Origin of the sequence: Vibrio sp. 10N.222.55.C6 (assembly GCF_041473395.1) — a bacterium.
Lineage (GTDB): Bacteria > Pseudomonadota > Gammaproteobacteria > Enterobacterales > Vibrionaceae > Vibrio > Vibrio crassostreae_C.
In genome coordinates, this window is record NZ_JBFRSD010000002.1 from 39,980 (window position 1) to 65,573 (window position 25,594).

Genomic DNA, 25,594 nt, shown 5'->3' on the forward strand with positions numbered 1-25,594 from the left:
AACAATGAGCCAAGAATTTAATATTGCTATTTTAGGTGCGACTGGTGCGGTTGGTGAAACCATTCTTGAAGTACTTAAAGAGCGTAAATTCCCTGTCGGTGAAATGCACTTACTAGCAAGTGAACGTAGTGAAGGCAAAACTTCCCGTTTTAACGGCAAAACAATACAAGTACAAAACGTAGAAGACTTCGATTGGTCTCAAGTACATATTGCGTTTTTCTCTGCAGGTAGCGAGCTTTCAGAGCGTTGGGCTCCAATTGCGGCTGATGAAGGTGTGGTTGTCATCGATAACACATCACGCTTCCGTTACGAATACGATGTTCCTCTGGTTGTGCCTGAAGTGAACCCTGAAGCGATTGCTGAGTTCCGTAACCGTAACATCATCGCGAACCCTAACTGCTCGACTATCCAAATGGTAGTAGCGCTAAAACCAATTCACGATGAAGTGGGCCTTGAGCGTATTAACGTTTCAACTTACCAATCTGTGTCTGGTGCAGGTAAGCCAGGTATCGATGAGCTAGCGGGTCAAACGGCTAAGCTTCTTAACGGTATGCCAGCTGAAAACTCAGCGTTCTCACAACAAATCGCTTTCAACTGTATACCTCAAATCGATGAATTTACAGAGAACGGCTACACGCGTGAAGAGATGAAGATGGTTTGGGAAACTCAAAAAATCTTTGCTGACTCTTCAATCACAGTGAACCCGACTTGTGTCCGCGTACCAGTATTTTACGGTCACGCAGAATCTCTACACATTGAAACTCGCGCACCAATCGGTGCAGAGCAAGTGGTTCAGCTTCTAGAGAACACAGAAGGTGTTGAAGTATTCCAAGCGCTAGACTTCCCAACTCAAGTTCGTGATGCAGGTGGTAAAGACCACGTAATGGTTGGTCGTATTCGTAACGACATCAGCCATCACAGTGGCGTAAACATGTGGGTTGTCGCTGATAACGTTCGTAAAGGCGCAGCAACAAACGCAGTTCAAATCGCTGAAGTTCTGATTCGCGATTACTTCTAAGCTTTATTGCTTTGATAAAAAAGCCTCACTCTTTAGTGGGGCTTTTTTAATCGATTAAAAATATTGTTAGTCAAATTGTGTGAAATTGCTGCGAATATTGTTGCTGCAACACATTTTTTGTTTTCATCTCTATAGTTTTACGTCATTTATCCGATATATTTAATAGATCATCACTTTTCCGAATTTAAGCACCTAGCTGAGCCTTTTATGTTTCAAATTTTCAAGCCGTGGTTAATGCCTTTTGCCTTTATCATTGCGACTCAGATTTCCGTTGTTCGTGCAGATTCCATTCGAGTTGTAGGGCCTAATGGCCAGATACAATCAGCGCCTACGTTTTCAGAACCACTTCAAAGAGCGCAATCAAATAGCGCTGAGCCTTCACGTTTCTATGGTCCAACTCGCGGCTCAGAAACATTGTGGTCTATTGCCTCAAAGTTACGCCCTGATAACTCCGTTTCAGTCCAACAAACTCTGTTGGCTATTTATCGCTTAAACCCACAAGCGTTTGAAAACCAGAATATCCATAGCCTGCTGCCTGCGAGCAATCTACGCGTGCCTTCTTTAGAGCAAGCACGTGCAAGCTCGACGCAGCAAGCTATCAACATCATGAACTCACATCTTGCTAAGCTTGATGCTCCTGCAAGTAAGCCTGTCGCTTCAAAACCCAAAGCGCCGAGTTCTGATGCAAAAAATGTTACTCCTGCTAAGCAAGTAAGCACTACTGAAACTGCTAAAAAGCCATTGTCTCCAACTCAATCATCTCTAGCTCAATCTGCACCAACCCAAGAGATGAACAAGTTAGAGAAGCAGCTAGAGCTTTCAGAAACTGAACTGCTGTCACTTGAAGAGAAAAATCACCAACTTCGTTTGATGTTATCGAATGTTCAATCGGAAGTGGATGAGCTAAAAACAGAGCTCAGTGATGAAGACCGCATTCGTAGCGAAGTGGAAAAGCTGCTTGATGAAGAGCGCAGAAAGAACGCCGAAATTGAAAAGATGGCACCAAGTGTCATGGACGAACTGTTATCGAATGGTTGGTTAGTGGCGGCTCTTGCGATTATTCCAGGTCTGCTCATTGGTTTGATCGTTGTGATGCTGTTAGGCCGTCGTTCTAAAAATGATGAGCAACAGCAGACGACTCAAGAACAACCGCTCCAGCCAGAACCAAGTACCGTTGCACCTATTACATTGGGCGACGAGATGGACGACCTTAACGAGCTGTCTTTAGATGATGACTTGTTTGGTACGGAAGATGACGCCAACAAGCTGTTTGACGATCAAGCGCTAGCCGAAGAGGATGATGTCTTTGCTGGTTTAGATGAATCTGATCTCGATTTCAATCTAGATGGTGAAGACGATGACCCATTTGCTAGCATTGGCGAAAACGGTGATTTAGACACCAACTTCGACGATCTAGATTTAGACAGCAGCAACGGCATTAGTGTTAATGGCGAAGAGAAAGCGCTTGGCCTTGAAGAGATGGAACGTGCGCTAGACAAAACAGCGGAAAGCGCCGTCGATACTGATGATGTCGACTTTGATCTTTCTGATGATAACGCAATGTCTGCTGATGACATTGAAGCTTTACTATCTCAAGAGTCTGAAACTGAAGATCTCGGTTCCAACGAGCTAGACCAATCTTTATTAGATGATCTGTTTGCTCTTGATGACGAAGATGACGACAGCTTCGATATTGATGCTCTGATTTCGGAAGAGCAAAGTGATTCGCCTTCTAGCACTGAAACACCAGCAAGCGATGATTTTGACATCGATGCGCTTATCTCTGAGCAACAAAGTGAGACTAAGCCTGTTGATTTGAGCAATGACGATTTTGATATTGATGCTCTAATCTCTGAACAACAGTCCCCTGAGCCAGCTTCACCGACAGCGAATGATGATATTGATGACATCTTTGCCCAAGTTGCTGCTCAGAACGATCAAGCGAATGACCCTTTCAACCTCGATAGCGACGATGAGATTGCCACTAACCTAAACAGTGGTTTGGCGTCTGATGATGATATCGAAAACATTCTGTCTCAGTTCGATAAGCCCATCGTAAATGAAGAACCTCAAGACAGCGTTGATCTGCTTGATGAGCAACTGGCAGGCGATGACGTAGACCTAAGTAACTCGACAGACCTTCTTGATGAGATGCTAGGGGACGATTCGGATGATGAGTCTGAAAGCGAACCTCTTGGCTTTGATTCTCTGTCTGAGCTTGAAGAGCTTTCTGGTTTATCGACCGATGATGACCTCAACATCGCAGAAGACAGCACGGAAACCTTGGATGAATTAATAGGTGACTCTGACGAGGATGATTTCGAACTCGACGCCGAAAGTACCGACTTATTGGATGATTTCCTTGATAGTGAATTGTCAGATGATGAGCTTTTAGCGGATGCATCAAAATCAGAATCTCTAGACCCATTTGATGACTTACTGACAAGTGGCATTGAAGACGAGCTTGAATCTGAAGATAAGACGTTTGATAAAGAGTTAGACGCAGCCTTTGGTTTGGACAACGCCAATGAGGAGCCTGAAAAGGACTCAGACGTTGAGCTTACTCCGTTAACCTCTGAAGGTGAGCCTGAGCAAGATCCGGACATTAGTGAAACACTACAACCTGAAGTCGTTACTGATGAATCGTTAGATTCGGAACTGATTCAAGACAGCGCTGACGTTAAGCCAGAAAATGATGAAGCCTTTAATCGTGATGGTTTTATCGATGATTTGTTCGGTGTTGCACCAGCAACGGATGCTTTGCTTGATGACTCGCTAGAAACAACAGACGAAGCGTTGATTGATGAGTTAATGACTTCTGATGACAATGATTTGTTGTCAGCAATAGAAGAGCCTGTTGAACCATCAATTGAAAATACGGTTGAATCAGAGCAAGCGCCTCTTTCAAACAGCAACGAAGTATCAGCGCAAGAAACCGCATCATCGGTGGAAGATGATAAATTGGATATCGACTCGCTGTTATCTGAGAATTCTGATTTTGACAAACCAGATTTTGAAGTGCGAGTTAAAGAAGAAACCGCACAACAAGAACCAGAGCCGAAAGAAGCCGACGTACAAGAGCAAGCTTCGCCATCCTCTTTAAATGATATCTCTGAAGATGATGAAGAGACGGTTGAAGACTGGCTAGCTGAGGCTATCGACGATGTAGAGTCGCCAGCTAACGTTACCTCTGATTTTGACTTTGAACCGAAAATCCAAGGTAGCGATCAGCTTGAAGATGTCGTGGAATCCTTGCCAGAGCCAGAGCCAGAGCCAGAGCCAGAGCCAGAGCCAGAGCCAGAGCCAGTTCGTGCTGCAAACATGCCAGAGATCATTCCAAATGAATTTGGTGTGCCAGAAGACGATGATTGGCTGATTGAAGATGAGGCGTCTGAACCAGAAGCATTAGCGGAAACTGACGTAACACCAGAGCTAGTGACACCTGTCGCTGAACCGAAAGTTGAAGCTACACCACAAGCGGAAGTAGCAGAACAAGCTGAAGTTCTAGGACAAGAAGGCGAAGAAGAATTCTCGTTTGACGACTTCGAGCTACCAGAGTTTGGTGAAGAAGATGCACTAGCGGAAGCTGATGCTGAATCAACAACAGAATCAGTATTGCCTGCTGTTGAGCCTCAAGCTCAAGCTAAAGAGCAAGACGACGAAGAGTTCTCGTTTGATGATTTCGACTTACCAGAGTTTAGTGAAGAAGACGCACTAGCGGAAGCTGATGCTGAATCAACAACAGAGCCAGCAACGCCTGCTATAGACTCTCAATCAAGTGTTGAATCGCAACCTACCGCTGAGCCTCAGTTAGATGCTGCACCACAAGTTGAAACTGCGAAACCAGAAAGCGAAGAAGAATTCTCGCTTGATGACTTCGAACTACCAGAGTTTGGTGAAGACGATGCGTTAGCGGAAGTGGTGAGTGAACCAGATGAAGCACAGTTAGAGCAAGACTTAGCGCCTGACACAGAGAAGTTCGAGTTCGATGACCTTGATCTTCCGGAGTACGATGAAGAAAGCGCAAAAGCAGACTCTGTTTTAGATGATATTGAGCAAAGCAATGCCGAGCCGGTGGCGGAAGCCCAAGGCGTAGAGTTCGATGAGTTTGATTTACCGGAATATGGTGAAGATGAAGCCATCTCTGATGCGTTTGCTGAGAAGCCAACACCACTGACTTCTTTCAGCCCACAAGGCGAAGAGCAAGATGCGTTGCATGATCTGTTCTCAAATCCGCAGAGCTATAGTCAGGCTGATGATTTCTCGAATGCTGAAGACTCTGAACCGGCTGGTTTTGCACAGCCAGAACAATCACTGAGTGCGGCTTCAGAGCCAAACTCAACGCCTGCAGCGGTTCAAGACGAGCCACTAGAAGGCTTTGATGACTTTGATGAGACAGCATTAGCTGAGTTGCTTTCTGAAGATGTTCAAGACTCTGTCGACAACATGTTCGATAAGCCATTGGACGCAACTTCGATTGATAGCGCAGGGTTAGATATTGACGCCATGCTTGAAGTCGGCGGCGAAGACTGGAAAGGCTTTAACCTAGCGCCAGAACAACAATCGAGCATGCATAATGATGTGCCTGATGACCAACAAGAGATTTGGGCATCGGCTGAACAGCAAGCTGAACCGAAAATCAAAGAAGAGAATTGGGCTGAACAAGACAATCTAACCGAATCAGGCAACAGTCGTGATAAGCAGTACATGACGATTGATGAGCTAATGGCTCAAGTCGAGCAAGAAGGTGAAGAAGTCATTAATCCAGACGATGAAGAGCTTAAACTGGATGTGGGTCTTAACGAATTCCCTGATGTTATCGGTGATATTGGCAATTATGATGTCGACAGCAATGCAGAAGCTGCGGGTAAGCTTGATTTGGCCAAAATCTACATCGAGATGAGTGACTCGCAAGGGGCAATTAAGCTTCTAGAAGAGGCAATCGTTGACGGCAGCGATGATATTCGTCGAGAGGCAAAAAATCTTATCGATACGTTAAACGGTCGATAAATTTACAAATCAGAAAGGGTAGCGTTGGCTACCCTTTATTTTAAGGCGATACAGAGCGCTATCGTTTTATTTGGTTTTTCAACAGCATCGTCTCGGTCGATGCTGATTGTTTATTGAAGTTTTAGCCCCATCCTATTTGGGCTAGCACTGATTTCCGTATATAATTCTCGCCCATTTTCAAAGAGAACAAGAACATGAAAATTGCTTTAGGTATTGAATATAACGGTACCCACTACTTTGGTTGGCAGCGCCAACGAGACGTGAAAAGTGTCCAAGAAGAATTGGAAAAGGCTCTTTCAGTTGTCGCGAATCACCCTGTAGAAGTTATGTGCGCAGGTCGTACAGATGCCGGTGTTCACGGTACGGGACAAGTCGTTCACTTTGAAACTAATGTCGATCGTAAAATGGTGGCATGGACAATGGGCGCGAATGCCAACATGCCAAAAGATATTGCGGTTCGTTGGGCGACAGAAGTGAATGAGGATTTCCATGCTCGCTTCTCGGCTACTGCCCGCCGTTATCGCTACATTATCTTTAACCATGCACTACGCCCAGGCATTTTGAATTCAGGTGTGAGCCATTATCATGGTCATCTTGATGAGAAAAAAATGCATGAAGCGGGTCAGTACTTACTTGGTGAGAATGACTTCACTTCGTTCAGGGCAACACACTGTCAATCTCGTAGCCCATGGAGAAACATGATTCACTTGAACGTGACTCGTCATGGACACTACATTGTGATCGATATTAAAGCGAATGCGTTTGTTCACCACATGGTGAGGAATATTACGGGTAGCCTTATTGCCGTAGGTAAAGGTGAGCAGAAACCAGAGTGGATCCAGTGGCTTTTAGAAGCTAAAGATCGAAAAGTAGCCGGCGCAACTGCAAAAGCGGAAGGTTTGTATCTGGTGGATGTTGATTATCCTGAACATTTTGAGCTACCACGAGAGCCAATTGGTCCTCTATTTTTACCGGATAATTTGAACTAAATGTGAGACTTAGGTTCAAAAATTATTACGGTTTAGTGCGTAAGATAGTCCCAGAAAATAGGTACAACCAGTTTTTTATCTACAGTCGCTGTTTTATGTGCTTTAATTCCCACGCATAATTCCCAAATTTATTTCTTTCGCAATCAAGCGGAAGAATCGAAACAAAAAGGTCTTCCATGAGTTGGCTTGAAAAGATTTTAGAAAAAAGCAACATCGTAACATCTCGTAAAGCGTCTATCCCTGAGGGTGTTTGGACGAAATGTACTTCTTGTGAGCAGGTTCTGTACCATGCTGAACTAGAGCGTAACCTAGAAGTATGTCCAAAATGTGACCATCACATGCGCATGAAAGCACGTCGTCGTCTGGATACATTCCTAGACAAAGGTGAGCGTGTTGAACTAGGTGCTGATCTTGAGCCACAAGACAAGCTGAAGTTTAAAGACTCTAAGCGTTACAAAGAACGTATCTCTGCTGCTCAAAAGAACAGTGGTGAAACAGACGCATTAGTTGCAATGAAAGGCGAACTATTGGGTTTACCTATCGTAGCGTGTGCTTTTGAATTCTCATTCATGGGCGGCTCAATGGGTTCTGTTGTTGGTGCTCGTTTCGTGAAAGCGGTAGATGCTGCTATCGAGAACAACTGTGGTTTAGTGTGTTTCTCTGCAAGTGGTGGTGCTCGTATGCAAGAGGCATTGATGTCTCTAATGCAAATGGCGAAAACCAGTGCTGCGCTTGAGCGTTTATCTGCGAAAGGCCTACCGTTTGTTTCAGTTATGACTGATCCAACAATGGGTGGTGTTTCTGCAAGTTTGGCAATGCTTGGCGATATCAATATTGGTGAACCAAAAGCACTGATCGGTTTTGCTGGACGTCGTGTAATCGAACAAACGGTACGTGAAGACCTTCCTGAAGGTTTCCAACGCAGTGAGTTCCTACTAGACCACGGTGCTATCGACATGATTGTTGACCGTCGTGAGATGCGTCAGCGCGTTGCAAGCCTTGTTGCTAAAATGACCAACCAGCCTTCACCATTAGTAGTTTCTGTGAACGATTCACCGAATGAAGCTACTTATGAAGTACCAGAAGCGCCAGAAAAAGGGTAAAGTACCTTCTAACAAACCAACTTAATTATGGTTATGAGTTAGATGAGTCAACAACCTATTCCTCAAGCCACATCCTCTTTGGAGATGTGGCTTGATTATTTATCAAACATCCACACAAGCGCTATTGATCTTGGATTAGACCGAGTTCAGGCCGTCGCCTCTAAGGCAAACCTCACCAAACCTGCTCAACATGTTATTACTGTTGCCGGAACCAATGGCAAAGGCTCAACATGTGCACTGATGGAAGCGATTCTATTGGACGCTGGTTACTCAGTTGGTGTCTACAGCTCTCCTCACTTAATTCGCTATAACGAACGTGTTCGTATCAACGGCCAAGATCTATCTGATGAAAAGATGGTTCAGTCTTTCGATTTCATTGAGAAAGAGCGTGGCGAAATCAGCCTGAGTTTTTTCGAATATGGCACTTTAGCGGCGTTACGTGCATTTCAAACTGAAGCGGTTGATGTTGTGCTTTTAGAAGTGGGTTTAGGCGGGCGTTTAGACGCGACCAATATCGTTGAGCATGATGTTTCTGTGATTACTAGTTTGGCTGTCGACCATGTTGACTGGCTAGGTGATGACATCAATGTGATTGGTTTTGAGAAAGCGGGCATTTATCGTAGCGGTAAACCCGCTATCTGTGGTCAACCCAAGCCACCGGCTACGGTTGCAGCGCACGCTGATGACATTAAGGCTGAGTTCTACCAAGTCGGTATTCAATACACTTATGATGTTGACGGTGATACGTGGAACTGGCGCAGTGGTGCATTCCAACTAGAATCGCTACCTATTCCAAGCCTGCCGTTACCTAACGCTGCAACAGCGTTGATGGCATTGGGCACATCAGAGCTTAGTATTAGCGACGTGAACGTGGTTAACGGCATGAAGAATGCGCAGCTTCCTGGGCGTATGCAGCAAATTAGCGAACAACCGGTGATTGTGCTTGATGTAGCACACAACCCGCATTCTGCTGAGTACTTTGCGCAGCAAGTCGCGAAGAAGTATGCAGGCAAAAATTTACACGTTGTAGTCGCCATGCTTCATGACAAAGATATCCCCGCGACATTGGAAGTATTAGCTCCAATAACAACACATTGGTACCCAGCTTCGCTGAACGGCCCACGAGCCGCAACAGCCGCTGAATTGTGTCAAAGCTTACCTGAAGGTGTAGAGCGGTATTCAAACCCTGTTGTAGCGTTTGAAGCGGCTTTAGCTTCTGTTAAAGGTGACGATGTTGTGTTGGTTGTCGGTTCTTTCCATACAGTGGGTGAAGTGTTGGAGCATTGGCAGAAAAAAGGAAACTAAATGGCAAGTAAATTCCAAAGCCGGTTAGTCGGCACCATCATTTTAGTGGCCATTGGCGTGATTGTATTGCCCGATGTACTAGATGGTAAGAAGCTCCACTACAAAGAAGAGTTTGCAAGCATTCCAATTAAGCCTGAGCTTGATAGTAATGTTGAAGTGTTTGAAGTACTCGATCCCGTTGAAGATCAGATAGCGCTACCGGATTCTCCGGTTGAGCAAGTGGTTGAAAGTGGTCGTACTGATAATTCAAACACGCAAACCGCGTCTTCTTCTAATGATAAAGAAGCAGACAAAGTGGCAGTTGTGGTTAAGCCGGTACCTGAAAAAAATGAATACCAAGACAGTGCTTGGATTATTCAATTGATGGCTTTGAAGAATGCTGACAACGCAAAAAACGTTGTTAAGGATCTGCAAAAGCGCGGTTATCAGGCTCACACCAAGCAAGAAAAAACTTTTACGCGAGTAATTATTGGCCCGGATGTCTCTAAATCCAAACTTGAGCGACAAATTAAGGAATTAGAAAAAATTACGGGTTCAAAAGGCCAGTTGCTCAAATTTAAACCGTTAAATCCATAAGAAAACGTTTGCGTCAGCATTTTTTCTGTTAAAATGCGCGCCAACTTAAGATGAAGAATTCATGAATTGGTTAGATTTTGTCATTTTAGGCGTGATCGGCTTCTCTGCCGTGATCAGTTTAGTTCGTGGTTTCGCTAAAGAAGCCTTGTCACTCGTTATTTGGTTTGGAGCATTTTTTATTGCTAGCCAGTACTACGCTAAATTAGCGATGTACTTCACCAATATCGAAGATGAGATGTTTCGAAACGGAACTGCGATAGCAGCATTGTTTGTTGCAACGTTAGTTGTGGGTGCCTTAGTTAACTATGTCATCGGTCAACTAGTTCAGAAAACAGGCCTGTCAGGTACAGACAGAATCCTCGGTGTCGTCTTTGGTGGCTTACGTGGTGTTTTGATTGTTTCTGCAGTGTTGTTTTTCATGGATGCGTTTACTGCATTCCCAAGTTCTGAGTGGTGGAAGAATTCGCAATTGGTTCCAGAATTTAGTCGAATCATTGCGCCGTTCTTCGAGCATTTACAAGCAACATCTAGTTTCTTATCTGGCGCGCTCTAGCGCCAGTTAATGTCGAAAAATCGAGGATTAGGACATGTGTGGTATTGTTGGAATCGTGGGTTCAACACCTGTAAACCAGTCTATTTATGACGCTTTAACGGTATTGCAGCATCGTGGCCAAGATGCCGCTGGTATTTGTACCATAGAAAGCAATCGTTTCCGTCTGCGTAAGGCGAACGGTTTAGTAAAAGATGTTTTTGAAGCAAAACACATGCAGCGCCTACAAGGTGAAGTTGGTATTGGCCATGTTCGTTATCCTACTGCGGGTAGTTCAAGTGCGTCTGAAGCTCAGCCTTTCTACGTAAACTCTCCTTTTGGCATTACGTTGGCGCACAACGGTAACCTGACGAACGCAAACGAAGTTCGTGAGAAGTTGTTCGAAAAAGACCGTCGTCATGTAAACACAACCTCTGACTCTGAAGTTCTACTGAACGTATTAGCTCATGAGATCGATACCGTTAAAGGTAACGTAACTTCAGATGACGTTTTCCGCGCTGTGGCAAATGTGCACCGTACAATTCGTGGTGCTTACGCCGTAACGGCGATGATCATCGGCCACGGTATGATCGCATTCCGTGACCCACATGGTATTCGTCCACTGTGTCTTGGTAAGCGTGAAGTTCAAGGTAAAACAGAGTACATGGTTGCGTCTGAATCGGTAGCACTCGATGCTGTTGGTTTCGACTTCATGCGCGACGTAGCGCCAGGTGAAGCTATCTACGCAACGTTCGACGGTGAGCTTTTCACTAAGCAATGTGCAGACAACCCACAACTGAACCCATGTATCTTTGAGTTTGTATACTTTGCACGCCCAGATTCATTCATCGACAAAATCTCGGTTTACAGCGCACGCGTTGAGATGGGTGAGATGCTTGGTATGCGTATTAAAGAAGAGTACGCAGACTTAGACATTGATGTAGTTATTCCAATCCCTGAAACATCAAACGATATTGCGCTACGAATCGCTCAAGCGATCAATAAGCCATACCGTCAAGGTTTCGTGAAAAACCGCTATGTTGGCCGCACATTCATCATGCCAGGTCAGCAACAACGTAAGAAGTCGGTTCGCCGTAAGCTCAACGCAATTCGCTCTGAGTTTAAAGGTAAGAACGTTCTTCTGGTTGACGATTCTATCGTTCGCGGCACAACATCAGAGCAGATCATTGAGATGGCTCGTGATTCTGGCGCAAATAAGGTCTTCATGGTTTCAGCTGCTCCAGAGGTTCGCTTCCCTAACGTTTACGGCATTGATATGCCGAGCGCGACAGAGTTGATTGCTCATGGTCGTGATAACGAAACGATTTGTAAGCAGATTGGCGCAGACGCCTTGATTTTCCAAACGCTACCAGATCTGATTTCTGCAGTGGGCATGGGCAATCAAGACATCTCTCGTTTTGATACTTCTGTATTTAACGGCGAGTATGTAACGGGCGATATCGACCAAGTGTACCTAGATTTCCTAGACTCTTTGCGTAATGACGACTCAAAGGTTCAGCGTGAGATTCAACAAGATCTTGCTAACTTAGAGTTACATAACGAAGGCGCTTAACTAGCGTTTCGTTAGTCATACAGAGTTTCGCTAGCGATACAGAAAATAAAAAACCAGAGCATCGGCTCTGGTTTTTTGTTTATAGAGAAGGGGATTGACCTTAATGAATGTGGTATGCGATCACAAAATCAATAAACAATCTCACTTTCTCTGGTAGATGGTCTTTGTGGTTATAAAGCATGTAAATATCACGAGGGTTAGCGCTCCAGTCTTCTAAGACTTGCACTAAGCTGCCATCTTCAATGTATTCACGAATCATCACGTCAGGCATCAGGGTGATACCTAGGCCTTCTGAGCACGCTTGTCTTACGACATTAAGCGCATTGGCGTTGAAACGGCCTTTCTCGCTATTCACCACCGTCTCTTCATTCGAATTACTCAGCTGCCACTTAATCAGCGGGTAGCCTTTGAGTAGCGAATGGTTCGCTAGCTCTTCAGCATGGCTTGGAGCTGGGTTCTTCGTTAAGTACTCAGGGCTCGCGATAAGAATATCTTTGACTTCACTGATTTTTCGAGCGATTAGGCTTGAATCACGCTGAGGGCCGACTCGGAAAATTACGTCCCACTCCGTTGGATCCAGCTGATCCGCTTGGTTGTTCATCATCAGCTCAATATTGATATCAGGGTATTGAATCATGAATTCACTGAACATTGGCATCATCATGCGCTTGGTCAGGTTTGAGGGTGCCGTAATACGAATCTTACCGGAAGCGCCTTTGCACACGTCAGTTAACTCTTCTGCAGTAGAAGAGAGACGTTGCAACAGCGGAGAGCATTCATTGAAGAAACGTTCGCCTGCCTCTGTTAAAGAAAGTTTACGCGCGTGTCTATTGAGAAGCCTAAGGTTCAAAGAATCTTCTAAGGCTTGGATGCGTCGTGTGATGGTCGCAACCGGAATCATAGTCTTGCGCGATGTTGCGGTGTAGCTCCCATTTTCAACGACGAGTCGAAAGAGGTTTAAATCATCTAATTTCATAAATCCAGACACATTTGTTTACAATCTCATCTAATTTATACGTAACAGTGAGATCAATGTTTGCGTTACGTCAACTCGTTGCACTATTTACAAGTATTCCAACCCTCGTCACGAATTACCAGTAAAGAGTGCAAATTTGTGTATTTAGCATTTTATTACTAAGTTTTATATTAGTTCTTAGAACAGATAACAATAATAATTCGACTTAGTTTTGTGAGGTTATAGATTATGTACAAAACTCACAGTCAGCCAGTAATGACCTCGGCTCAGGAAGTAATTAACCAAAAATGCGTGATGTTGGTTGATGATGATCCTATTTTTCGCCGTATAACCAGCGCGTACCTAGACAAGGTCGGTTATAAAGTGGTTGAGGCTGAAAATGGACTGGACGCTTTGCAGAAACTTAGAGACTCAACGCCAGATTTAATTGTGTGTGACTTATCAATGCCAATACTTGATGGCATAGAGCTTGTGGAAGAGCTCAGTTTAGAGTACCCGTCACTGCCTATGATCGTTGTGTCTGGCACTGATGATATGTCTGACGTGGCGAAAGCCTTGCGATTTGGTATTAAAGACTTCTTGGCGAAGCCGTTAGAGGATCACCGTCACCTAGGAAGTGCGATTGCGAATACATTGACAGATTCGTTCGATAACATTTCAGACCAACGAGATTTTTCGAGCCAATGGTTCTGTGTGGATGATGGGGGAGAGATCCCTGAAGACCAAGAACTGCATTGGCACCTGAATTACCTTCAAGATAACCCAAGCGCAGCAAAAGACTTACTGCATGCGCTGCTTCCAGAGAAAGATACGCGACAAGGCTCATGGCGTTGCAGTTACCGGTTACTGCAATCAACAGAGATGATGCCACTTGTCTTTGACTATGCGTGGATGATGAACGGGCAGTTTGCTTTTTACCTCGTTGATTCATCGTCGTCTGATAATGGCGGCTCCGCGACAACATTGTTAGTGAGAGCGCTGTTCCACGATTACATAAGAAACAGAAAAGATTTTAATGTTGATCTCAAAGATATTGCTGAAATCTTAGAGAAGGGGATTCGTTGCTCTAAATGCTCCACCCCAGTGAATGCCTTGTTTGGTGTTGCTGACCTTGCCGAGGGAACCATCTCCATTTTGCCTGCGGGTCTAGACGGGCAATGGTCGAATGGTGAATTGAATCAATATATTGCAGCAGGTGAGCGCTTGGGTGAGAACTGCAAGAAGAACTTTATTACGCGGGACCTTCCGATCGAACAGGGCTGCCAACTGTCGTTGAGCCTACTTGGAGCGGCAAGTTTTAGTTTAGACATACACCAAGGGTCTACTGATTAACCCTATATTTCCTCGGTTTTTGTGAATAATTGATTAAGGTATAGTTGCGCAAATGGTGTGGCTATGCCTTTTTTGTTAAATGTCGATTTAGCAAAGCGGGTTTGGTTCGCCGGATACTTACCTTCACTAACAAAAACAAGAAGCAATCATGGCAGATAACAAAGACTTTCAAGACCCGTTTAATGTATTCTACTTTTTAGGATTTTTAGCCGCATTTTTAATGATTCCATTGCTACCAGCAACACTTACGTTGATCCGTGTATTCAATGGTTACGCAACATTCTAGTTAAGCTGTCGTTGCCGATTGGTGATAGCTAACTCAAGGAGGCCACAATTAGCGTTCGAGTTTTAAGCCTCAATATTGCTGGTGGCCTTTGTATATTTCTCGCAGTTCTAGGGATAGTTTTGCCCGTTCTGCCAACCACTCCTTTTCTCCTTCTTGCCAGCGCATGCTTCATGCGAAGCAATCCGAAAGTTCATAAATGGATGCATGAGCACAAAACGCTGGGTCCTTTGCTGAACAATTGGTATCAACACGGTGCCGTCACCAAACAAGTTAAAACGCGTGGCGTATTCTTTATCTTGTTGAGTTTTGCGTTATCCATCTACTTTGCCCCTATCATTTGGGTCAAGGCTTTCCTAATTTGTGTACTTGTTATTCTTCTCACATGGTTTATGCGACTTCCAACCCATGAGTTGGTTGCTGACAGCAAAGAAAATCACTACCATTAAGCCAGTGTGCCTGCTTGTATAGCGGGCGTTTATTATTTCAGCAATCAGAGTTATGACTCTCGTTGCAATGAATACCAATCGTACCTTTCCTTAATTCCGAGCGTTGATGTTTGATTCGTTAACGAGAGTTTGGAAAGCGGCCTAATGAAGTGCATAAGATTATGAACACAGAAAAAATCTCTCTGATCAAAGCAAGCATCAAAAGCATTCCTGATTACCCTAAAGCGGGTATTTTGTTCCGTGACGTAACAAGCTTGATGGAAGATCCAGTAGCTTACAAAGCGACTATCGACCTGCTAGCGGAAACATACAAGGACATGGGCTTTACTAAGATCGTTGGTACTGAAGCTCGTGGTTTCCTATTTGGTGCGCCTTTGGCACTTGAGCTAGGTGTTGGCTTCATTCCTGTTCGTAAGCCGGGCAAGCTGCCTCGTCAAACTGTGGCACAATCTTATGAGCTTGAGTACGGCACCGACACTCTAGAAATCCATACTGATGCTATCGTTGAAGGCGATAAAGTGTTGATGGTTGATGATTTGCTAGCAACGGGCGGTACGATTGAAGCAACAACAAAGTTGATTCGTCAGCTTGGTGGTGTGGTAGAACACGCTGCATTTGTTATTAACCTTCCAGAAATCGGTGGTGACAAGCGCTTACAAGGCTTAGGTCTAGAAGTGTTTAGCATCTGCGAATTCGACGGTCACTAATCCTTTTCGGAATTATTCATGAGCTATCTTGCGTTAGCGCGAAAATGGCGACCAACCAAATTCAAAGAAGTGGTTGGTCAAGCCCATGTTTTAACAGCATTAGAGAATGCCCTTAGCCAGAATAGGTTGCACCACGCATACCTGTTCAGCGGTACACGAGGTGTTGGTAAAACAACCATCGGTCGTTTGTTTGCTAAGGGACTCAACTGTGAAACAGGCATTACCTCAACACCTTGTGGTGAATGTGCAACCTGTAAAGAAATCGATGAAGGTCGCTTTGTTGACCTGCTCGAGATCGATGCGGCATCACGAACTAAGGTAGAAGATACCCGCGAGCTTCTGGACAATGTTCAGTACAAGCCTGCACGTGGTCGCTTCAAGGTTTACCTAATCGATGAAGTCCACATGCTTTCTAGGCACAGCTTTAATGCGCTTCTAAAGACCTTAGAAGAGCCGCCTGAGTATGTGAAATTCTTGCTCGCAACAACGGATCCACAGAAGCTTCCAGTAACGATCTTGTCGCGTTGTTTGCAGTTCCATCTTAAGCCGATCAGCGTTGATAATATTCACGAGCAGCTCGATCATATTCTTGAACAAGAAGATGTGACGTCTGAATCTCGTGCGCTTGGAATGATTGCTCATGCTGCTGATGGCAGTATGCGTGATGCGCTAAGCCTTACAGACCAAGCTATCGCATTGGGTAATGGCAATGTCGTAACAGATACTGTTGCTCACATGCTCGGAACACTGGATACCGACCAAGCTATCCACTTGCTTGAAGCGATTAGCAGTAAGCAGCCACAGCAAGCGATGGCGTGTATCCAAAGCCTTGCTGAGAACGGTGTCGAGTGGGATGGTTTGCTGAATCAGCTTGCGACTCAACTGCATCGTCTTGCGATGTTCCAAGCTTTGCCATCCACACTAGATAAGGCACAGCCTGACGCTGAGAAGCTTGAACTACTGAGCAAAGCGCTTAGCCCACAAGACATTCAACTCTACTACCAGATCGTATTGAAAGGTCGTGAAGACTTACCATTGTCGCCAACCGCTCGCGTTGGTATTGAGATGGTGGTTTTACGCATGTTGGCATTTAGACCAGCTGAACAAGCGGTTGCTACGGCAATCTCGACTCAGTTGGCAAGCCCAGCGCCAGTTCCAGCAGCTCAAGCTCAGAACGTTGCTCAGTCAGTGAGTCAACCTGCGCCAATGGCAGCTCCGAGACAGCCTCAGATGCAACAACAGGCGCCTCAACAGCAAGCTATGCAGCCACCACCCGTGCAACAGACTCCAGCACAGTATTCAGATTCGCAAGGTTACGCTGAACATTCAGGCAACCAAGGTTATCCTGAGCAGGATTACCCGCATAGCCAGTATGACGCGCCTCCTGCTTATGATGAGCGTCCAAGCTACGGTGCAGAGCAGCCTCAGCAGCAACAAACGAATTATCAAAACCAGAGTCCGGTTCAACAGCCAAGCGCTGCACCTTCTGCTCCGCAAGAGCAGCCAGCGCGTGCAACTTCGCCTATGAGTGGTTTACGCCACCAATTACGTTCTCAACGTAGAGGCAGTTCGGCAACAGAAAACAAAGGCTCGGCGCCAAAAAAGGCTAAAGCGACACCAGCTAAAACTTCAGTTCTTGATCGAGTTGCTCAGCAACACGGTGGTTCTGAGCGGGTGTCGCCAGCTTCTTTATCAGCCTCTTCGACAGAAAATGTGACCAACGATAATGAACCTTATCGCTGGAAACCGTCTAAACCTGTAGTGAAAGAGGTGAGCAAAGAGCTTACACCTACTCAGATCAAGCGTGCGTTAGAGCATATTAAGACACCAGAAATGGTCGACAAATTGCTTCAAGAGTCGATTGCTCAAGATGAATGGTCCGCCACGATTCAAAAGCTAGAGACAGCCAAGCTTGTTGAACAGTTAGCATTGAACTCAGTGTTTGCTAAAAACGACACATCAATCACTTTAACGTTAAGAGCGAGCCAAGCTCACTTGAATACGGACCGTGCACAGAGTGAATTATTGCAGTCTCTCAATACTGTGCTTGGAGAAGAGTGTCATTTGAGTGTTGAAATCGGTGATGGTGGAGAAACGCCGCTAGAATTACGAGAAAGGTTGTACCAAGGTAAGTTGAAAGACGCGTTTACCGCTTTAGAAAACGATGCCAACGTACAGTTCATTGAAAGACGTTTTGCCGCTGAACTCGACAGAGACAGCGTTCGTCCTATCTAGAACGTTTTCTTGTTTAGTGACCGGTATATCATCCCAGATAAGCAAATCTGAGAACTGAACATCGAGGGGTTGAATCACACTGTTTTAACCCCCATTTAAGCTCGTATAGCTTAATTAATTTTAATAAACCAATTAGACCAGAGAGTATTAACATGTTTGGTAAAGGCGGTATGGGCAACATGATGAAGCAAGCCCAGCAAATGCAAGAGCGCATGCAAAAGCTTCAAGAAGAAATCGCAAATATGGAAGTTACAGGTGAGTCAGGTGCTGGCCTTGTAAAAGTAACGATCACTGGTAGCCACAGCGTTCGCCGTGTTGATATCGATGAAAGCCTAATGGAAGACGATAAAGAGATGCTTGAAGATCTTATCGCTGCTGCTTTCAACGATGCGGCTCGTCGCGTTGAAGAAACTCAAAAAGAGAAAATGGCTAGCGTAACTGGCGGAATGCAACTTCCACCAGGTATGAAGATGCCTTTCTAAGTAACTTATTCTTAAAGGTTAATTCAGGTGGTGGTTTGTGTTGAACAGGCTATTACTTGAACATTAGAACGGTTAAATATGCGTACCAGTCATATGCTGGAGCATTTGATGGAGGCCTTACGTTGTCTACCTGGGGTTGGCCCCAAGTCGGCGCAGCGTATGGCCTTTCATTTGTTACAGCGCGATAGAAAAGGCGGCCTACAATTGGCTGAAGCTCTTAGCCAAGCAATGACCGAAATTGGTCACTGTAATGAGTGCCGTACTTTTACTGAAGAAGATACTTGCCACATTTGTACCAATCCTAAACGTCAGGAAAATGGTCAAATCTGTGTAGTAGAAAGCCCTGCAGACATTGCAGCAATAGAAGCGACTGGCCAATATTCAGGCCGTTACTTTGTATTGATGGGCCACCTTTCACCACTTGATGGTATTGGTCCAAGTGACATCGGTCTCGATGTTTTGGACTACCGCCTGCGTCGTGGTGATATCTCTGAAGTAATCCTAGCGACTAACCCAACAGTTGAAGGGGAAGCGACAGCGCACTACATTGCTGAGCTATGTAATGCCCATGAAGTGAACGCTAGCCGTATCGCTCATGGTGTTCCCGTTGGTGGTGAGCTAGAGCTGGTGGATGGCACCACGCTTTCGCACTCCTTACTCGGTCGTCATAAGATCTAAAAAAGCCGCTTGGTGAAGTATCACTAAGCGGCTTTTTCTTTTATTGCTTTAGACGTTTTTCAGCGCTTAATCTGAACCTCTTACCGCTTTGTATATCATCGCGCCAATTACAGCACCAATAATCGGTGCAACCCAGAATAGCCACAATTGCGAAACGGCCCAATCACCGACAAATACAGCCACGCCGGTACTTCGAGCAGGGTTCACAGAAGTATTGGTTACGGGAATACTGATAAGGTGAATCAAGGTCAAACAGAGACCAATTGCGATCGGTGCAAACCCAGCAGGGGCTTTTGAATCGGTTGCGCCCATGATCACGAATAGAAACACCATGGTCATGACCACTTCACAGACCAGTGCAGCAGTTAGTGAGTAGCCGCCCGGTGAGTGTTCACCGTAACCATTTGAAGCAAAGCCAGATGCCGCAGCGTCAAAACCTGCTTGGCCTGAAGCAATCACAAATAACACTCCACCCGCGATAATACCGCCAATGACCTGGGCAATAATGTAAGGTGCGACGTCTTTGGCATCAAAGCGGCCACCGCTCCAAAGACCAATTGTAACAGCAGGGTTGAGATGACAGCCGGATATATGGCCAATAGCAAAAGCCATGGTGAGTACGGTTAAACCAAACGCGAGGGAAACCCCGAGTAAGCCGATACCTACATCGGGAAAAGCAGCGGCTAAGACGGCACTACCACAACCACCTAACACCAACCAAAATGTACCGAACATTTCTGCGATATACTTATTCATAACTATCCTTATTAATCTTTACCAGTATCAATAAGATAGTTTAGTTCTATCAAAGTTGTGAAATCTTGGGCATATATAAGAAGAAAAGTATTGTTAAGTTATTGCTTCGAGCTCAATAAGGTTATCAAGCGCTTCTTGGTCGGTTTTACCACAAATGACAGGGCAAGCTTTGAATTGGTGACATACCTTCGGGCGTGAAGGTTGACCAAATAATTTGCAGAGATCTTGCTCATTTAATTGGATGCAGCGTACCCCAGCAGGCTTACCATTAGGCATTCCAGGAATAGCAGATGTAATACTTGGAGCGATACAGCATGCTCCACAACCTAGGCGACATTCCATCAAATTAAACTCACTAAATAACAGGGTGCGCGATAGTAGCAAAAAATGATGAGAGTGACAGCTGTTGATTGAATCAAAGAATGAACAATTATTATCCTTGAACTTTTTATGGGCTAGCGGTATAACACGCACCCCAGTAAAAGAGTAAGAAGTAATCCTATGACGAATCCATTTTGGCAAGAAAAGACACTAGAACAGATGACCGAGAATGAGTGGGAATCACTTTGCGACGGTTGTGGTAAGTGCTGCCTACATAAACTAATGGATGAAGATAGCGATGAAGTTTACTACACCAATGTGGCGTGTAGCTGGTTAAACGACAAAACATGTTCGTGTAAAGATTACCCGAACCGCTTCACTTCAGGTGAAGAGTGTTTGAAGCTGACTCGTGACAAGATCGATGAGTTTCACTGGCTACCAGACACTTGTGCTTACCGCCTTTTATCAGAATCTAAGCCGATTCCTGAATGGCACCCGTTGATCACCGGATCAAAAACAGAGATGCATGCAGCAGGTGAAAGCGTTCGTAACAAAGTGGTATACGAAATCGATGTTGTCGATTGGGAAGAACACATCTTGAACCACCCGAACCGCTAGTTAACGAAGACTAGTCAATCACCCGAATAAAAAAAGGCTCACATTTCTGTGAGCCTTTGTCGTATTTAGGAGGGTCCAAATCAATGGACTGTGTCATGGCTAATGTCAAGCAAGCGGTAAGTCTGCAACCACCTGATTGAACGTGATACGAGCATTCTGAGCTTGCTCAGATAACTCGATCTTTTTCGCTTGTGCGGCACTAAGATTACTCTCGGCCTGCTCAAGTGCTTGTTGTAGGTTCTCTGGTAACTCGTGAGTTTCCATTTGTGAACCTTGTTCTAACACATAAGCGCGAATTTCTTTCTTCACTGCGGCAAGTTCTGTGTAAGCAACACGCTCAAGTTCTGCGGCTTCTTGTGCTGCATCTCTTTCTTTCTCAAACTGAGCCAACGCCATACCTTCAGCAGACCAAGGGTCCATGTCTGGCAGTTCTTCGATGTTGATCGTTGGCTCGATATACGCATCTTGATGGCGTAGGTCGAGGTTAGTCGCACGAACCGCTGAAATCATCAGCATCACAGAGATAGCAAGCAGTGGTAAGCCACCAACAATCGCCGCCGTTTGTAGCGTACTTAGACCGCCTAAGAACATTAGAATCGTTGGTAAGAACGACAGAGTAAATGCCCAGAACATACGGTTCCAGCGCATTGGCTCTTCGGTCACGTTATTTTGTACAACAGACGCTAGGATGTATGAGATAGAGTCAAATGTTGTTGCCGTGAAAATGATACACAGCATTGTAAATACAGCGATAACCAGCGTGCTCATTGGCAATTGTGCAAGCATCGAGAAGATAGCTTTGGTTGCGCCTTCCGCATTCAAAATGGCAACGACATCTAGCTCACCAGAAAGCTGCAGTGATAGGCCGTAGTTACCTAAGATCATGAAGAACAGGAAACAACCTAGAGAACCAAAGAAGATCGACCCTGACACCATTTGTTTGATGGTTCTGCCGCGAGAGATACGCGCAACAAACAGACCCATACTCGGTGCAAATACTAGCCACCATGCCCAGTAGAAAATCGTCCAGTCTTGTGGGAAGTGAGTGTTTTCGAATGTACCGTAACCACCAAATGGTTCAGCCCACGTTGCCATCACGAAGAAGTTAGACAGTAGACGACCAATTGAGTCTAAGCCTGTTTCTAACATGAAGATTGTTGGACCCGCGATCAGAACGAAAGCCAGTAGACCCATCGCACCCCAGAAGTTGATGTTACTTAGGATCTTGATGCCTTTTTCCAATCCAGCATAAGATGAGTAAGCAAAAATCGCAGTACACACTAAAAGCACCATCACTTGCGTTAGGTTATTTTTAGGTAGACCAAATAGGTGATTTAGACCTTCAGTGATCAGAGGAGCGGCTAAACCTAATGTTGTTGCAGCGCCGCCTAATAGACCGAAAATGAATAGGATATCAACGATCTTTCCTGGTACGCCTTTACTACGGTGTTCACCAAGAACAGGCATTAATGCGCTTGAAATCTTTAGAACAGGTTGTTTACGTACGTAGAAGAAGTAAGCGATAGGAATTGCCGGGATTAGGTAGATAGACCATGCGATTGGTCCCCAGTGGAATAGGCCGTAGGTCGCAGCCCAGCGTACTGCTTCTTCACTGCCAGGTTCTAGTTGGAAAGGCGGTGATTGGTAGTAGTAAGCCCACTCAATACAGCCCCAATACAAGATACTTGCACCGATACCGCCACAAAATAGCATGGCAGCCCATGATGCAGTTTTAAACTCAGGCTCTTCATCAGCTTCGCCCAGTTTAATTTGTCCCATATCACTGAATACTACGTACACCATAAATGCACAGGCTGCGAGACCTAGAGCAAGATACAGGAATCCGAGTTGATCAGTCATGAATGTTTTCGCAACCGCAATCCAGTCTGCGCCCTGTGCAGGGAACAAAATGAGCGGGAAAACTATCGTGAGTAGGAGTGCTATAGCACCAAAAAAGGTTGGCTTATCGATAAGCTCAAAAGTGTTTTTCACGAGTATTATTCCATTAAAATGAGAGCGGAATTATGGAATGAACTCGTTTTTTAGACCTAATCGGGTCTATTGTCGTAACGATAAATCGCTTTTATTCTAGAGAATGCGATAGGTTGGCAAGGCTAAATGAGTGCGAGAAGAATACCGCCTACGGTTGCCGCTGCGGACAGGTATTGCCCCGCTGAATAAGAACCATCATCTTCTTCTTCAATCTTATCTGGGTGATCCATACCCAAGGCACCATGAGCGAATGACTCAACTTTATCGGTAACTGTCGCGTTTTCTGCTTCGACTTTCTTCGCTTCTTTATCAATTTCTTTTAGGGCAGATAAGAGTGCTTTGCCTTCATCAGAAAGCTTAACCGTATTTTGCTCAACCTTAAGCGGTGTAGGCTTTTCAGCTTCGTTAGCTGAACTCTTAGCGTTCATCTGCGAAGGCGAATACAGCTGAGTATTACTCGTTCCTACTGGCGTCATATAGCTCTCCTTACCTATCCTTAAATATAGTATCGGCAGAGGTGTGAAAAACTTGTGCAATTAATCATCGATAGTGATGTTTTTTTATTCGCATATTACATTTTCGTCTGCTTGGTTAAATCGTCTATTTACTAAGCAAGTCTTGTGCCGATAAGAATGTTTGATTTTAGATAGAGTTAGGATGAATGACGGGAACGTGATCAAGTTGTGACGATGGGCTAATTATCTAGGATTAGCCCATCGACTCTTTAGCTTAGAAGAGTGGATCAACAGATCCTACTCACACTCTAGGCTAGCGCTACGTTTTGACAGATGCTTGTATGCCTTCATTCGGTTCTCTTTCTTTACAAAGCGAGCCGGCGGCGAAAGCACTTCAAGCTGATAATCACCGCTATCCGATGAGATCGCTTCAACCGGGCTGATGATGGCGATTTTTAAATCAGGGTTACGACGTAGAATTGATGCCGCCGTCCCTAAACCACCCTCGGTGTGGAACTTGCCAGCCACGTGAATCACTTGTTTATCAGGGTTTGATGCTAGGTAATCCACAATCGACTCAGCCATGGTTTCGTCCCAGGTAACCTGAGCGGCAAACTGCTTTTCTGTTTGCTCTGGCGTACCGTGATGCATAGAAGCCATGAACTTTTCTTTGTAAGGGCTATCGCCAGTATCCACTTCGGCAGCAATCCATTGGCGTTGCTCGGTCGATAATTGGTCTAGGTAAGGCAATCCTTTACGGCCAATACACTGCACGAATGGCTTTGGTGCATTTGCCGCAATAACATCGACGTCGTTGGCTTTTGCGAACTCAACTAACGCGCGGTAATCACTTTCGTAATTTGGCCAAGCTGCCGCTTGAGACATGAGAATTTGTTCGCCAATTTCGCCGTTTAAGTATTGGTCAAGTGTGGCTTGGTGCTCTCGAGTGAACTGTTCCATTGAAAGCGCAATGTTTGATGTTGCGTTGCGGCGCGCTTTTAAGAAGTCGGTTTGGAAGCGGTGAATGGCAGAATGCGTGTGCCATTCGCCAATTAGAACCACATCAGCGTCAATCAGCTGCTCGGGTAATGCATCGAGAGAAAGTGTTTCGCCTTGTGGAGAAGCGAACTGGTAGTCATAGAATGTGGAAACGGATTCCGTTTGAGCCACTTTTTGAGAAGTGTCTTTTGCAGGTTGACTAGCACAAGCCGTGAGAAGAGTAGCTAATCCGATAAGAATAATACGTTGCATGAAATGCCTCCTTGAAGAACACGCATACTAAAGGAGGCAAGATAAGATTTCAATGTAAACGATAATCAATATCAATTAAATTTGTTTGCGGTACACTCGCAGCATAAAGTCAGCTTCACAGTTGAATTGCTCTGCCTCGGTGAGTTGTAGTTTAAACTCTTCACTCGCCTTCCAAGCAAACGGCGTCATCTGTAGCAGGTCGAATGCATCTGACCCCGATAGTTCCATCATATAGTTTAGTTGCTCTTGATGCTCAAGCGTAAAACCTTCGATCACTTCTGGATCTTCGTCGTGCAAGCGAACGCCATCATAAATTGCATCACGCAGTTGATACAGGTGTCGGCTAGCTGGTGTCACGGTGATCACCACACCATTATCTTTGATGGTGCGTTGTAACTCTTCAGCCTTGCAAGGCGCGTAAATGCGTAGAATTCCGTCTAAGCTGTTTTCAGAAAAGGGTAGGCGATGGCTTGATGCAACTGAGAAGTCGACAGCAGGGTAGCGTTTAGCGGCGTATTTGATAGCAATCTTAGAAATGTCTAGGCCAAAAGTAGCCCCTTTCTTTTCTTGAAGATTCACAGCAATTTCGTTGGTGTAATAACCTTCGCCACAACCAATATCCAATAGGCTAGGCGTCTCTTCTGGTAGATAGCGAGAACACAACGTCACCACCGCTTGGCGCATTGGGTCATAGTGGTTACCTTCAAGGAAGCGACGACGTGCCTGCATCATCTCTTTGTTGTCACCTGGATCTTTTGAGCGTTTGTGGTGCGCAGGCATCAAATTGACGTAGCCTTCTTTCGCTAGGTCGAACTGATGGTTCTTTTCACACTTAAACGTACGATCGTTTTGAGATAAAGGTTGGTGACACAAAGGGCATTGGTAAGTCATGGAGACCTCTAAAGGAGAATAGACAGCGCAAGTGTAACGAGCTAAAACCAAAAAGTAAAAGAGCG

23 protein-coding genes are annotated in these 25,594 nt (G+C 45.1%); 16 read left to right on the forward strand and 7 right to left on the reverse strand.

Annotated elements, in window-relative coordinates; translation table 11 throughout:
- Nucleotides 1-4 precede the first annotated feature (4 nt).
- The 8 genes from AB4486_RS01955 to purF all read left to right on the forward strand — a co-directional run bounded on the left by AB4486_RS01955 (nucleotide 5) and on the right by purF (nucleotide 12,103).
- Nucleotides 5-1,018 (forward strand): aspartate-semialdehyde dehydrogenase, encoded by a 1,014-nt coding sequence (locus AB4486_RS01955; RefSeq protein ID WP_017062350.1) that lies wholly within the window; start codon nucleotides 5-7, stop codon nucleotides 1,016-1,018.
- A 207-nt stretch (nucleotides 1,019-1,225) separates the two neighbouring features.
- Complete coding sequence (locus tag AB4486_RS01960) at nucleotides 1,226-6,028, forward strand: FimV/HubP family polar landmark protein (protein WP_372116371.1); 4,803 nt, start codon at nucleotides 1,226-1,228, stop codon at nucleotides 6,026-6,028.
- 194 nt (nucleotides 6,029-6,222) lie between these two features.
- The gene (gene truA / locus AB4486_RS01965; RefSeq protein ID WP_004734161.1) at nucleotides 6,223-7,017 is read left to right on the forward strand and encodes a tRNA pseudouridine(38-40) synthase TruA; all 795 of its coding nucleotides are present in this window, start codon (nucleotides 6,223-6,225) and stop codon (nucleotides 7,015-7,017) included.
- A gap of 176 nt (nucleotides 7,018-7,193) precedes the next feature.
- Complete coding sequence (gene accD / locus AB4486_RS01970) at nucleotides 7,194-8,120, forward strand: acetyl-CoA carboxylase, carboxyltransferase subunit beta (protein WP_017062348.1); 927 nt, start codon at nucleotides 7,194-7,196, stop codon at nucleotides 8,118-8,120.
- Nucleotides 8,121-8,162: 42 nt separating this feature from the next.
- On the forward strand, nucleotides 8,163-9,425 hold the full coding sequence (gene folC, locus AB4486_RS01975) for a bifunctional tetrahydrofolate synthase/dihydrofolate synthase (RefSeq protein WP_017062347.1): 1,263 nt from the start codon (nucleotides 8,163-8,165) through the stop codon (nucleotides 9,423-9,425).
- Nucleotides 9,426-10,001: an SPOR domain-containing protein gene (locus tag AB4486_RS01980; RefSeq protein WP_017063432.1), complete on the forward strand. Its 576-nt coding sequence runs from the start codon at nucleotides 9,426-9,428 to the stop codon at nucleotides 9,999-10,001.
- A 61-nt stretch (nucleotides 10,002-10,062) separates the two neighbouring features.
- Nucleotides 10,063-10,554 (forward strand): CvpA family protein, encoded by a 492-nt coding sequence (locus AB4486_RS01985; protein ID WP_009848678.1) that lies wholly within the window; start codon nucleotides 10,063-10,065, stop codon nucleotides 10,552-10,554.
- Between the two features lie 34 nt (nucleotides 10,555-10,588).
- Nucleotides 10,589-12,103, forward strand: coding sequence for an amidophosphoribosyltransferase (gene purF, locus AB4486_RS01990; RefSeq protein ID WP_017062345.1), 1,515 nt, complete (start codon nucleotides 10,589-10,591; stop codon nucleotides 12,101-12,103).
- 100 nt (nucleotides 12,104-12,203) lie between these two features.
- Here purF and AB4486_RS01995 read toward each other — a convergent pair whose 3' ends face one another.
- Nucleotides 12,204-13,079, reverse strand: coding sequence for a LysR family transcriptional regulator (locus tag AB4486_RS01995; protein ID WP_371725110.1), 876 nt, complete (start codon nucleotides 13,077-13,079; stop codon nucleotides 12,204-12,206).
- Nucleotides 13,080-13,307: 228 nt separating this feature from the next.
- On the opposite strand from AB4486_RS01995, the gene AB4486_RS02000 reads away from it, so the two are divergent.
- The 7 genes from AB4486_RS02000 (at nucleotide 13,308) to recR (ending at nucleotide 19,245) form a co-directional block, all read left to right on the forward strand.
- Nucleotides 13,308-14,411, forward strand: a complete 1,104-nt coding sequence (locus AB4486_RS02000) for a response regulator (RefSeq protein WP_102428821.1) — start codon at nucleotides 13,308-13,310, stop codon at nucleotides 14,409-14,411.
- Nucleotides 14,412-14,559: 148 nt separating this feature from the next.
- Nucleotides 14,560-14,697: a hypothetical protein gene (locus AB4486_RS02005; RefSeq protein WP_017067606.1), complete on the forward strand. Its 138-nt coding sequence runs from the start codon at nucleotides 14,560-14,562 to the stop codon at nucleotides 14,695-14,697.
- A gap of 74 nt (nucleotides 14,698-14,771) precedes the next feature.
- The gene (locus AB4486_RS02010) at nucleotides 14,772-15,143 is read left to right on the forward strand and encodes a YbaN family protein (protein WP_029225617.1); all 372 of its coding nucleotides are present in this window, start codon (nucleotides 14,772-14,774) and stop codon (nucleotides 15,141-15,143) included.
- A 161-nt stretch (nucleotides 15,144-15,304) separates the two neighbouring features.
- Entirely contained in the window at nucleotides 15,305-15,850 is a 546-nt protein-coding gene (gene apt, locus AB4486_RS02015) for an adenine phosphoribosyltransferase (protein ID WP_017062340.1), read from the forward strand.
- Nucleotides 15,851-15,868: 18 nt separating this feature from the next.
- Nucleotides 15,869-18,085: a DNA polymerase III subunit gamma/tau gene (gene dnaX / locus AB4486_RS02020; RefSeq protein WP_372116373.1), complete on the forward strand. Its 2,217-nt coding sequence runs from the start codon at nucleotides 15,869-15,871 to the stop codon at nucleotides 18,083-18,085.
- A 152-nt stretch (nucleotides 18,086-18,237) separates the two neighbouring features.
- The gene (locus AB4486_RS02025) at nucleotides 18,238-18,567 is read left to right on the forward strand and encodes a YbaB/EbfC family nucleoid-associated protein (RefSeq protein WP_017062338.1); all 330 of its coding nucleotides are present in this window, start codon (nucleotides 18,238-18,240) and stop codon (nucleotides 18,565-18,567) included.
- A gap of 78 nt (nucleotides 18,568-18,645) precedes the next feature.
- Nucleotides 18,646-19,245, forward strand: a complete 600-nt coding sequence (gene recR, locus AB4486_RS02030; RefSeq protein ID WP_019823189.1) for a recombination mediator RecR — start codon at nucleotides 18,646-18,648, stop codon at nucleotides 19,243-19,245.
- Between the two features lie 66 nt (nucleotides 19,246-19,311).
- Here recR and aqpZ read toward each other — a convergent pair whose 3' ends face one another.
- Nucleotides 19,312-20,001, reverse strand: a complete 690-nt coding sequence (aqpZ, locus tag AB4486_RS02035) for an aquaporin Z (protein ID WP_372055179.1) — start codon at nucleotides 19,999-20,001, stop codon at nucleotides 19,312-19,314.
- Between the two features lie 93 nt (nucleotides 20,002-20,094).
- Nucleotides 20,095-20,343, reverse strand: a complete 249-nt coding sequence (locus AB4486_RS02040; RefSeq protein ID WP_017059389.1) for a YkgJ family cysteine cluster protein — start codon at nucleotides 20,341-20,343, stop codon at nucleotides 20,095-20,097.
- A gap of 159 nt (nucleotides 20,344-20,502) precedes the next feature.
- Between AB4486_RS02040 and AB4486_RS02045 the strand changes: the two genes are divergently transcribed.
- On the forward strand, nucleotides 20,503-20,940 hold the full coding sequence (locus AB4486_RS02045; protein WP_229647121.1) for a YcgN family cysteine cluster protein: 438 nt from the start codon (nucleotides 20,503-20,505) through the stop codon (nucleotides 20,938-20,940).
- A 105-nt stretch (nucleotides 20,941-21,045) separates the two neighbouring features.
- Here the strand turns inward: AB4486_RS02045 and AB4486_RS02050 are convergent, their stop codons facing one another.
- The 4 genes from AB4486_RS02050 to rlmA all read right to left on the reverse strand — a co-directional run bounded on the left by AB4486_RS02050 (nucleotide 21,046) and on the right by rlmA (nucleotide 25,529).
- Nucleotides 21,046-22,932, reverse strand: a complete 1,887-nt coding sequence (locus tag AB4486_RS02050) for a BCCT family transporter (protein WP_017063436.1) — start codon at nucleotides 22,930-22,932, stop codon at nucleotides 21,046-21,048.
- 122 nt (nucleotides 22,933-23,054) lie between these two features.
- Complete coding sequence (locus tag AB4486_RS02055) at nucleotides 23,055-23,408, reverse strand: hypothetical protein (RefSeq protein ID WP_017070749.1); 354 nt, start codon at nucleotides 23,406-23,408, stop codon at nucleotides 23,055-23,057.
- A 276-nt stretch (nucleotides 23,409-23,684) separates the two neighbouring features.
- Complete coding sequence (locus AB4486_RS02060) at nucleotides 23,685-24,638, reverse strand: ChaN family lipoprotein (protein WP_017059385.1); 954 nt, start codon at nucleotides 24,636-24,638, stop codon at nucleotides 23,685-23,687.
- A gap of 75 nt (nucleotides 24,639-24,713) precedes the next feature.
- Nucleotides 24,714-25,529, reverse strand: a complete 816-nt coding sequence (gene rlmA, locus AB4486_RS02065) for a 23S rRNA (guanine(745)-N(1))-methyltransferase (protein ID WP_372116375.1) — start codon at nucleotides 25,527-25,529, stop codon at nucleotides 24,714-24,716.
- Nucleotides 25,530-25,594 lie beyond the last annotated feature (65 nt).